At 49.0% G+C, this 10,975-nt stretch carries 11 protein-coding genes; 3 read left to right on the forward strand and 8 right to left on the reverse strand.

The features are described 5' to 3' along the window. The 8 genes from VIM87_RS00720 to VIM87_RS00755 form a co-directional block, all read right to left on the reverse strand. Positions 1–195 (reverse strand): CBS domain-containing protein (locus VIM87_RS00720; protein WP_331995110.1); only part of this gene is annotated, 195 nt, incomplete at its 3' end. A 209-nt stretch (positions 196–404) separates the two neighbouring features. Next, on the reverse strand, positions 405–1,169 hold the full coding sequence (locus VIM87_RS00725; RefSeq protein ID WP_331995111.1) for an alpha/beta fold hydrolase: 765 nt from the start codon (positions 1,167–1,169) through the stop codon (positions 405–407). Between the two features lie 71 nt (positions 1,170–1,240). After that, positions 1,241–1,783, reverse strand: coding sequence for a CvpA family protein (locus tag VIM87_RS00730; protein WP_331995112.1), 543 nt, complete (start codon positions 1,781–1,783; stop codon positions 1,241–1,243). A gap of 85 nt (positions 1,784–1,868) precedes the next feature. Continuing rightward, on the reverse strand, positions 1,869–2,321 hold the full coding sequence (locus VIM87_RS00735; RefSeq protein ID WP_331995113.1) for a GatB/YqeY domain-containing protein: 453 nt from the start codon (positions 2,319–2,321) through the stop codon (positions 1,869–1,871). Positions 2,322–2,544: 223 nt separating this feature from the next. After that, positions 2,545–2,895, reverse strand: coding sequence for a gliding motility protein GldC (gldC, locus tag VIM87_RS00740; protein ID WP_331995114.1), 351 nt, complete (start codon positions 2,893–2,895; stop codon positions 2,545–2,547). 102 nt (positions 2,896–2,997) lie between these two features. Next, positions 2,998–4,146 (reverse strand): glycosyltransferase, encoded by a 1,149-nt coding sequence (locus tag VIM87_RS00745; RefSeq protein WP_331995115.1) that lies wholly within the window; start codon positions 4,144–4,146, stop codon positions 2,998–3,000. 190 nt (positions 4,147–4,336) lie between these two features. Beyond that, positions 4,337–4,768 (reverse strand): hypothetical protein, encoded by a 432-nt coding sequence (locus VIM87_RS00750; RefSeq protein ID WP_331995116.1) that lies wholly within the window; start codon positions 4,766–4,768, stop codon positions 4,337–4,339. Between the two features lie 61 nt (positions 4,769–4,829). Then, positions 4,830–5,978 carry an ABC transporter permease gene (locus VIM87_RS00755; RefSeq protein WP_331995120.1) on the reverse strand — a complete coding sequence of 383 codons (1,149 nt, stop codon included), beginning with the start codon at positions 5,976–5,978 and terminating at the stop codon, positions 4,830–4,832. Positions 5,979–6,059: 81 nt separating this feature from the next. Between VIM87_RS00755 and VIM87_RS00760 the strand changes: the two genes are divergently transcribed. The 3 genes from VIM87_RS00760 to VIM87_RS00770 all read left to right on the forward strand — a co-directional run. Further along, positions 6,060–7,271: a glycosyltransferase family 87 protein gene (locus VIM87_RS00760; protein WP_331995117.1), complete on the forward strand. Its 1,212-nt coding sequence runs from the start codon at positions 6,060–6,062 to the stop codon at positions 7,269–7,271. A 179-nt stretch (positions 7,272–7,450) separates the two neighbouring features. Next, entirely contained in the window at positions 7,451–10,558 is a 3,108-nt protein-coding gene (locus VIM87_RS00765) for a type VI secretion system Vgr family protein (RefSeq protein WP_331995118.1), read from the forward strand. A gap of 118 nt (positions 10,559–10,676) precedes the next feature. Beyond that, positions 10,677–10,975 (forward strand): hypothetical protein (locus VIM87_RS00770; protein WP_331995119.1); only part of this gene is annotated, 299 nt, incomplete at its 3' end.

The raw sequence follows: 10,975 nt of genomic DNA on the forward strand, positions 1-10,975 counted from the left end.
TTCCATGTTCTCCAGCAGCGTCTCAGGATCTTCCAGATCCAGGATATCATCTTCCTCCACCATCGCCAGGTATTTGTTTTCCAGCACCAGCGGCAGCTGTGTCAAATGATATTCATTCATGAGGCGCAACGCCCTGGATCCTGAATCCATTGGATGCAGCACCGGAACCGTTGATATGAGATCTCTCGCCAGCATGATTAATAAGATTTAACGTATGATCAATATAACAAAGAATATTCCAAGTTTCACCAATATACCTTACCGTTAGGTGCGGTACAGCACTATAAAGATACGTTTAATCACAGCGTGGAGTTTGCAGAGGCAGAATAAAATTACGAACGGTTGATTACAGATGACGGATAAGCAATGTTACAGGATAGCTGATGAAGACCGGATAGTTGTTTTTACTTTTTCAGTTTATCCAGGAACGCATGTAAGATCATGTTAAACTCGCCCGGTACTTCCATCATGGGCGCATGACCGCACTTATCAATGAAATGTAATTCTGAATTCGGGATCAGTTTGTGAAATTCTTCACCAACCATCGGTGGCGTAATAGTATCATTTTGTCCCCACACCAGCAAAGTCGGTATCTTAAGATCACTCAGCTCTTCCCCCAGGTTATGCCGGATGGCCGATTTAGCCAGGGCAATAATTTTGATCACTTTTAACCGGTTGCCTACAATTTCAAATACCTCATCCACCAGCTCTTTGGTGGCCATCGCCGGATCATAAAAGGTAAGCTCCGTTTTTTTACGGATATACTCATAATCACCCCGCTTGGGATAGGTTTCCCCCATACCGTTCTCAAACAGGCCGGAGCTGCCGGTAAGCGTAAGCGAGCTTACGGGCGCTTCAGGATGTTTTAATAAATATACCAAAGCTACATGTCCGCCCAGGGAGTTACCCAGCAGGTGTACATTCTGATAGCCCCGCGCTTCAATGAATTTGTGTACAAATTTAGCCAGTCCGCTTACCGTGGTTTCAAGGATATTCAGGTCAAACAAAGGCAACATAGGGATCACAACTTTGTTAGACAGCTTGAAATGGTCCAGCAGGTCTCTGAAATTACTCAACGCCCCAAACAATCCGTGCAGCAATACCAGTGGTTCACCTTCTCCTTCCTCAATGTAATTAAACTTCCCCTGTGTTTTGATTTCGTAATCCATTGCCAAAGCTTGAAAGTCAATTTTGCGCTAAAATAATTCTTTTTATTAATTCAAATAATCTTTGAAGCGAGTTAGATAGCTCTCATTTCTTTGGCTGCGTTGTCAAAAAAAGACTGCAATCCAGCGAACATATCTTTAAAAACCGGTATTATTTTACCCATGCTGTCTATTACAGCCGGGCCAACGGGTGAAATATAAGGGTATACTGCAGATTGCAGTTTGGTTTCCGGGCTTAGCCAATACAACTGGTTGGCTATCCACAACAGGATACTGTAATTGATAGTAAAGATAAGAATATACAGTAAAATGCCTCCCAGGCGGTTCACCCATCCCAGCAAGGCCAGCTCCACCAGCTTTTGCAGGGCCGTAGCGCCCAGGCGCACCAGCAAAATAACTCCAAGAAACAGGCCAATGAAACAAAGTACAGGCAGCCAGCGCCAATGCACATTCCAGTGCTGCTGGGCATATAATGCGGTAACGGTGGTGAGCTTCAGGGCAGCTGCCAATCCTACTATGATCGCTACAAAAGAAAATACCGCTACAATTAACCCCCGCGAGTAGCCTTTATAGATAGCGATCACCATCAGAATGGCGAAAAGGATATCGATTAACATAGAATTTTATAAGCTGTTGGCGCCATAAATTTACCGGTTAGCGATCTGTTTCGCTAACCGGTAAAGACTAACAGCTAAAGCTAACTTATTTACTTAGTAATTCCTTTACAAGGGCGGAAATAGCTTTGCCGTCCGTCTGACCTGCCAGCTGTTTGGTGGCGGTGCCCATTACCTTTCCCATATCTGCCGGTGAGGTGGCGCCGGTTTCCGCAATAATACGGATCACCGCTTCGCGCAACGCACTCTCATCCAGCTGTTTGGGTAAAAAGCGCTCTATAACGGCCAGCTCCTCTTCTTCTTTTACAGCCAGGTCTTCCCGGTTCTGCTGCCGGAAGATCTCCAGAGAATCTTTTCTTTGTTTGGCCAGCTTTTGCAGCATTTTACTTTCATCGGCTTCCGTTAGCTCGCCGTTACCGCCTTCAGCGGTTTTGGCTAACAGGATAGCGGCCTTAATAGCGCGTAAGGCACGCAGCTCAGCTTCACTTTTAGCCAGCATAGCGGCTTTAATGGCGGAGTTTATATTGAGTTCTAATGACATACTTGTGTTTTTAAGTCCATGGTGGATTAAAGTCCATGGTCGATGGTCCATAGTCCATGGCCTATTACAATAGCAATTGTTGTGCAAATAATGACTAATAGCTGTTTACTGCTAAAATGGCACAACCTGCTATATCAATGTACTGCTTTACGGCATTCCCATGTACTACCCATCCTCACGCTAAAGGCTATGGTCCATGGGCCGCGGACCTAGTCCGCAACGACTACCCCTTCTCCCCTTCCTTCAGCTTATCATCAAACTTCTTCAGAAAGTCTTTGGCAAAGTTGCGCAGGTCTTCTGACTGGTCTTTATGCGGGGTGGCGCGATCCCAGGTATCGGCCATGGTCATCATGGTCTGGAAAAAGAAATCTGCCATTTCATCCATCATCATGTCTTTGGTCCACAGGTCAATGCGCAGGGCAGTAGCTTCCGCAGCATCCCAAAAAGCCACCATCATGGCTTTAGCTTTATTCATACGGTCGGCGGTGGTATCGGAGGCGGTCCATTCTATTTTTTCCGGTACTTTATTCTCATCCAGCGCTACCTGTATCTGGATGGTAGATGTTTTAGTCATATTATAGATGTGCTTTTAGCTTTTTTCAGAGGGCAAAAATAGGGGATAATGTGCAGATGTGCAGATGTGCAAATATGCAGATGTGTAGATGGTGGCTCCTTCTTATTCGCTTTGATCCATTTGCACATCTGCATATTTGCACATCAGCACATTAAAAAGCGCTTCCGCGCTTTTTTCCCAGCTTCCGGGCAGCGGCAGTTCTGCCATTTGCTGCAGCTGGCGGCTGCGCTGTACTTCATCTTTATATAGCAGGCTTAGTTTCTCTGCCAGGTCGGCCAGGTTTTCGGGATCTGCGTATAGCAGGGCGTCTTTGCCGGCTTCGCGGGCAGCCGGTCCATCAATGGCTATTACCGGCACCTGGCAGCGCAGGGCGGCATATACCGGCAGGGCAGCGCCCTCCAGCCGGGTGGTATACACCATGGCATAGGCGGCGGCCGTTAAACTGGCCAGGGAAGGCTGGTCCAGGTCAGGCAGCAGCACCACATCCTGGCGGAACTTATAGGTTTGCAGGCTGTTAGCTATCTCCTGCCCGGCTACGGTTACCTTACCTGCCAGCACCAGCTTCATATTGGAGCGCTGCCGGCGTTTCAAGGCCGAAAATGCTTTCAGCAGGGGCATAATATTGTTACGCGGGTCCAGGGGGCCGGTCACTAAAAAAAACTCCGTGCCGCCGGTATACAGTTTTTTAACTACCTCCCGCTGCTCCCAGTCCAGGGGCTGATAGCTTTCATGAATGCCGGCAGGTATCGCCTGCACCTTACCCGCTGCAGCCGGGGCATATTGCAATAAAGGCTGCTCCAGGTGAGCGCCCGGCAAAACTATTTTTTTAGCGCTGGCTATATATTTTACGGCTTCTTTTTTAAAGAACCGCTGCCATTGCTGCGGCACGCCGGCCACCGGCTGTAAAAAGGAAAGATCTTTCAGGAACAGCACCGCCGGGATCTTACTACGCAGGGACAGCATACCATCCATACCCAGGAACAGATCCACCCGGTGCTTTTTAAGCGCCCGGGGAAGCTGCCATTGCAGCCACCACTGGCGCCGCCATACAGCCGGGCCTTTCAGCGGTACTATAATGGGTGTAACATTTGCAGGGAAGAGGAAATCCGGCGATACGGGCCGGTCAAAAAAGAAGAGGAAAGTATGTTCCGGGTGCTGCCGGCACATGCGGAACAGCAGCTCTGTATGCATGTTCCCCGTATCGGCAGGTGTATCCTGGCTCACCCCCATTGCGCTTACTCCAATGATCATGGGCGCAAAATTAATGGGAAATGTGGAGATGTGCAGATTGGGAATGGGTTAATGTGCTAATATGCTAATGTGCCGGTGTTTGTTATACCTGATAATTGCTATAAAGCAAAAGCCCTGACAAATTTAACAACCTGTCAGGACCTTAAAGTATACCAGCACATTAGCATATCGGCACATTAGCACATTAAAATCAATCCGTTTTATTCGTGATCCAGAACTCCTTCTTCACAATATTATTCGGATTATCCAGGGAGGTAATAGTAATGGTCACCTTCACCGTGCGGATCGGCTCCAGGCCTTTCAGGTTAATAGTGGTGGTGGCAGCAGTAACCGGGGAAGGAATGGCATCCTGCGGGATCACCTCTCCGCCGGGGTCTGTAACTGCATTTACCGTAATGCTTACGCCTTTGGTGGGCAGCTTGGAGCTAATGTTCACCGTAAAGGAATAGGTAGCGCCGGGGGAAGCCGTGTAATTACCTTCCGCAACGCCATCCAGCGTAGCTTTCAGCACTTCTTCCTGTGGACCGGGATCTTCGCCGGGGGCTTTTTTCTTTTTACTGCAGGCAGTAAAGGTGAGCATTAACAATGCTAAAGCGGCTATAAGATATGATTTGAAAGGCATAGCGGGTTCAATTGAAGGTTTGCATAAAATTATATTATTTTATAATACCAAACAAACATTCTCACCCCCTTACATCCATCGCATCCCTTAAACCATTCCCTAACAGGTTAAATGCCAGCACCATCAGCATAATAGCCACACCGGGGGCCAGGGCCAGCAAAGGATTATGGGTTATAATAAAATTGTAGTTCTCCTTGATCATCAGGCCCCATGAAGGCTGCGGAGGCTGTACCCCCACGCCCAGGAAGCTCAGGCCGGCCTCCACCACAATGGCCGAGGCAAAGTTGCTGGCTGCCACCACCATCACCGGGCCCATAATATTGGGTAAAATGTGCTTTATAATAATGCGCAGGTGCCCAAAGCCCAATGCCCGCGCGGCCTCTACAAACTGCAGCTCCCGCAGGCTCATTACCTGCCCGCGTATAATACGCGCCACACCTACCCACATGGTTAGGCCTACCGCTATGAACACCTGCCAGAAACCTTTACCCAAAGCCAGGGTAATAGCAAATACCAGCAACAGGGTGGGTACCGACCAGATCACGTTTATAAGCCACATCACCGCATCATCTACCCAACCACGGAAATAGCCCGCCATAGCGCCCAGCAGCACGCCCAGGCTCAGTGATATTAATACCGCTATACACCCCACACCCAGGCTTACACGCGTACCCACCAGCAGGCGGCTTAAAATATCCCGCCCAAACCGGTCGGTGCCCAGCCAGTAAGTATTGGTAATAATACGTTGTTTTGCTATTTGCTGCTGCAGCGTAGCTATTGGCTGCCCTGAGGGCTGCTGCTGCCCGTACCATACTTTGGCCAGGGAGTAACGTTCAGGCATAGACGTTTCTTCATCCACATACCGCTGCACCACTATATCATTCCCTGCAAACTGCCAGCTACGTATAGGCACATAGGTAAGGGCGCTCTCCTGCCCGTATAGCAGCCGCCTGAAAAAGCCTGCCCTGGCCGGCGGCCGCTCTTTTTGCATAGCCAGCATGGCAATTTTGAAACCCGGGCGCTGCCCGCTTATTTCCAGCACCATATGGTTGGCATACGGCGTAGGGTCCGGCGCTAAAAAGTATGCGGTTATGCTGATGAAAATGGCCAGCACAATAATGCCTGATCCTGCCATAGCGCCCCTGTTGCGCTGCAGGCGCTTCCAGGCCTGCCGGCTGAAAGAGGAACGGATGGTAGCTGCTGAATGAATAAATTATAAATTGAAGATCCTGAATGCTCAAAAATAGGCAACAAATAGGTATCATTGCGGGCAAAAGTTTATTCTGTTCCTATGACCACAGCTACACAGTCGTCCTCACCGGTGTCACAGTTCTTTACCCGCATTGGAGATAACATAGGCCGCTGGCCTACGAAATATATCTTCCTGTTCTTTATGGCGCTGGCCGCGGTTATTGCCTGTGTATCCTGGGGCCAGTCACAGGATATGGCGCTGCATACCCGCTATAACAACTTTGTTATTTTTAAACATTCCTTCTTTCACCTCATTCACAACCAGGACCTCTATACGCTCTATCAGCCGGAGTATTATGACCTGTATAAATACAGCCCCTCCTTTGCGCTGTGCATGGGTGTTTTTGCCTGGCTGCCGGATCTGCCTGGGCTCATCTTATTTAACGTGGCCAATGCAGTGGTGCTGATCATAGCCGTACGCAAGCTGCCTTTCAGCCAAAAGAACCTGAACATTTTCCTGCTGCTGATCTTAATAGAAACCATGATCTCCTTTACCAGCTCGCAGGTGAATGCGCTTATTACCGGTTTGCTGGTGCTGGCCTGGTACTTCCTGGAAAATGATAAACCCTGGTGGGCCACGCTGTTCATCGTGATCACTTTTTATATCAAGATCTTTGGCATTGTGGGCCTGGCCTTATGCCTGCTGTACCCCTCCCGCTGGAAGTCGGCGCTGGCCACCATTTGCTGGATCATTGTAATAGGTATTATGCCCCTGCTGGTTGTTTCCCCCAATCAGCTGCTGTTCCTGTACAAAAGCTGGGGTACGCTGCTTAGCCACGACCATGGCGCTTCTGTAGGAGTATCCCTGTATGGCTGGTGGCATACCTGGTTTGGCTTTAACATGAACAAACAATGGTTTGTGCTTATAGGCGCGCTGCTTTTCTGCTTACCGTTACTGCGTGTGGGCAGCTGGTCGCAGCCCGTGTACCGCCTGCATATGCTGGCTTCTATACTCATCTGGGTAGTGATCTTTAACCATAAAGGCGAATCTCCCACCTACGTTATTGCCATGGCAGGCATTGGCATCTGGTATTATACGCAGGCGCCCACACGCAGTAACCTCGTGTTGCTGTTACTGGCGCTGGTATTCACCTCCTTTTCTTCCACAGATCTTATAACACCCTATAAAGTAGCCCGCACCTGGGTAGAGCCGTATGCGGTAAAAGCCGTGTTCTGCTCCATTATCTGGTTCAAGCTTATTTGGGACCTTACGTTTAGAGCGCAAAGCATAAAGCTCAGAGCTGAAAGCTGAAAGCTAAAAGCATAAAGCTGAAAGCCTGGGTAGATATTCGCTGCATTGGCTTTATGCTTTCGGCTTTAAGCTTTACGCTTTTTGCTTTCTGCTCAAAAAATTTTATCTTGTAGCCTTAACCCAATACCCCCCTTTCATATGAGTCATGAAAGGCTGCAATTTAAAACCATATTTGTTTCATGTCCTTACACACCGTAACCTCAGTAACGATCGGAGATCATGTGTTTGCCACCTTCAAATCACTGAAGATAGATCAGTTTATTAATGATCATCACCAGGTTGAATTGCTCATCAGCTACGACTGGTTCAGCAGCATTGGTAAAGACCTTTTCACAGCAGGCAAAGAGTTCCTCGGGAAAGAGATCAGCATTTCCATTAGCTCCGTATCCCTCACCAGCCAGCATAAGCCGGTGATCTTTAACGGCATCATTACCAGTGTGCATGCCGGTAAGGAACGCGATGGCACCCACGGATTTTGTGTAATAAAAGGCAGCAGCCCCACCGTGCTGCTGGAAAATGATCCGCACATCACCGCCTTTGGCCCCCAGCCGCTGGCAGACATTATAACGTCAACGCTTAAACTGGCGGAGCCTTATTTCAATAAAGCCAGTGTGAACCCGGAGGAAAAAGATCCCTTAAAGTACACCGTACAGTATAAGGAAACCTCTTACGGGTTTATACGCCGCCTGGCTCAAAGGCATGGCGAATGGTTCTTTTATGACGGGCAGCAGATCGTGTTCGGACGTTACCAGCCGCAGAAAACTGCGCTCACCCATCTCACAGACCTTATTGATTTTGACCTGGCATTAAATGTATTGCCGAATAATATACAGCTGAACGGCTTTGACTACCGCCAGGATGCTGTTTCCCGCAATAGCACCACTACCCAGCCGGATGCTGGCATCAATAACTACTCGAAGCACGCGCATGATATCAGCCGCAAGCTGTACCGCAAAACTTCGCTGTATAAAATGAACCAGCCTTTTACCAGCAATGCCCGGCAGCAGGTGGATAAGCAAACCGCCATTCAGCATAAAGGCCGCCTGGCCCGTATGGTTACCGTTAACGGTACCAGCCGGCATACCGCCCTTAAGATCGGGGATATTGTAAGCATAGGCGAGCAGTTCCCGGATACTACCGACCATGGCGAGTTTGTAGTAACCCGCCTTTCACATACCTGCTCCAGCAACGGCGAATACCAGAACACCTTTGAAGGCATACCTGCGGATGTAGCTATGCCGGAAGTGAACGTGGACCTGCATCCTTTGTGCGAGCCGCAAAGCGCCATCGTCACCGACAATAATGATCCCCGCGGCTTAGGACGTGTAAAAGTGGCTTTCCGCTGGCAGGATCAGGGCTCCACGCCCTGGCTGCGCGTAGTAGCGCCGCATGGCGGCGGCAAAAAGGGTTTTTATTTTGTACCCGAAGTAGGGGAAGAGGTTTGGGTGGATTTTGAAGGCGGCAACCCCGAGGCCCCCATTGTGCTGGGCACTACCTATAACGGCGCCGCCAGCGCAGATATGGGCGATAGCCGCAATAACGTAAAAGCCATCCGCACCCGCAGCGGCCATACCGTAGAGTTTAATGATGCCGGCGAAGGCACTCACCTGATCATCCGCGATCCCGGAGGAAATGAAATTTTCCTGGATACTGCCGGCAGGAACATTACGGTAACCGCCCCGGAAACCATGACCTTCCAGGCCCGTAACATGAACATTAATGTGGCGCAGCATATGGAGCTGAACGTAGGGCTGAATACCGAAATGAACACGGGGCAGCAGTTCCTCCTGAATGCAGGGCAGCAGCTGCTTATGACCGCTCCCTTCCTGCAGCAGCTGGCAGCCGCGTTCATGCACCTGCAATCCACCAAAACGCTCATTAACTCCGGCAATGAAATAAAGATAGAATCACCGCAGCTGTTTGCTGCCGGCGCCCAGCAGCTTATGCTGCACAGTGATGAGAAGATCACCGCCAACAGTAAAGGCACCCTGCACCTGAAAGGCGCGGAAGGGAATAAACACAGCAACAAGGCCGATGCCTATGAAGCTGTAAAACCGGTGATAGACGCCAAATGCATCGTGAACTTCCGGCCCAAGAAAAGCTGGCAGGGCGAGGATTATGGCTTTGACTGGATGCGCAACACCGATACCGGCAAACCAGGCGATATCCTTTATGAAACCGCTATGGGTAAATATTACCTGGACGCCGCCTTTACCAACATAAACCGCGATATTAACTCAGATACGCCCTACCAGAAAAAGGATGATGCCATGTATGGCAGGCTCAAAGCCAAATACCATGTACACAGCATTCCCTGGAAAACACATAAGGATAAAGCCGGCAAAGATGTGCCGGACGATTACTTTGTAGCCTGGTTAAGCTTGTATCCGAACAAAATAAAAAAGAACAAGGCCGTATTAAGCCTGGAAATAGAAATTGAGGAAGAGCCGGAACACCTGAAGTTTGCAGATCATCCCAATTTCACCATCACGCCAAAAGAGATCACGCCTAAAACAAAGGGAAAACATAAGCTGGCCGATTTTGTTACCATAGAGTGCACCAAAGAGTTTAATACCGATCAGACCATAAAGGTGCTGGCCGTTACCAAAGGCCCGGATGGTAAGGAAAAAACCGCCGTTGCCGGTAAGCTGATGGTTTGGGCCAATGATGCCACCAAACGTAAAAAGAAAAAGATCCTGCTGGTGGAAGTAACCGGCGGCCCCGGTGCAGGCAGCGCCAGCGGACAGGAAGCCCTGTTCCGCCAGTCGCTGAACCAGGCCTATATTGATCCCCACGTGGAAACCATGAAGCTGGACCTCAGCAAGGATACCGTATTTAATACCAACTATGTAAGTGGCGCGGATATTGTTTCTTCTGATGATAGCAAACCCGCTGTAACCGACATCGCAAACTATATGACCACTGCATTGAAAAAAATACCGGGTGTAGGCGCCAAATACGATTCGTATTTTAAAGCCTTTTACCTGGGTGGCAATGGCGGCGTTATGAGCTCCGGCAGCCTGATACGGCTAAACGGTTATTCAATGGGCGATAAGGCAGTGCTGTTCAAAAGCGCCATCAGCTCCACACCCGCGCATGAATTCCTGCACTCGTTAAAGCTGCCGCATACCTTTACCAATGCGGAAGCCGACCCGAATGCATTATTCACCTACGAATCCAAAAAAACAGATAACCTGATGGATTATTCCCACTGGAATAATATCACCCGGTACACCCTGTGGTACTGGCAGTGGAAAATTGCCAATGCACATGGGGATAAAGTATAAAACCATACATATGCTGCTGAAACCAATTTTAATAGCAACTTTCTTTATTTACGGTGCAACTGCCTGCCAGTCGCAAACCCATCAAACGTCCCAGCAAACAGCTGCAAAAAACAATGATATGCAAACAACAAAAAACTCTATCGACGATAAATTCGAAAAACTGGATATAGCAGAATTACAGGCAAAGGGCAGCAAAAGCGAAGGCGGCGTTGCCAAAGCAGACGGCAACATGGTAGCAGCCACCAGCTACGACCTCACAACAACCGGGGATGATGGCGCCATCATTACCATTTCAGGTAATAACGTGAATGGCTATACAAAAAAAGAAACATCGCCCGATAGCTATTTTGAAGTGAATAAAGAATACTATCCCGATGGCAATATAAGATCCAAAGGCCTTAAATTCATTAACGGCGG

Source organism: Chitinophaga sp. (genome assembly GCF_036569125.1).
In the GTDB taxonomy this organism is placed as follows: Bacteria; Bacteroidota; Bacteroidia; order Chitinophagales; family Chitinophagaceae; genus Chitinophaga.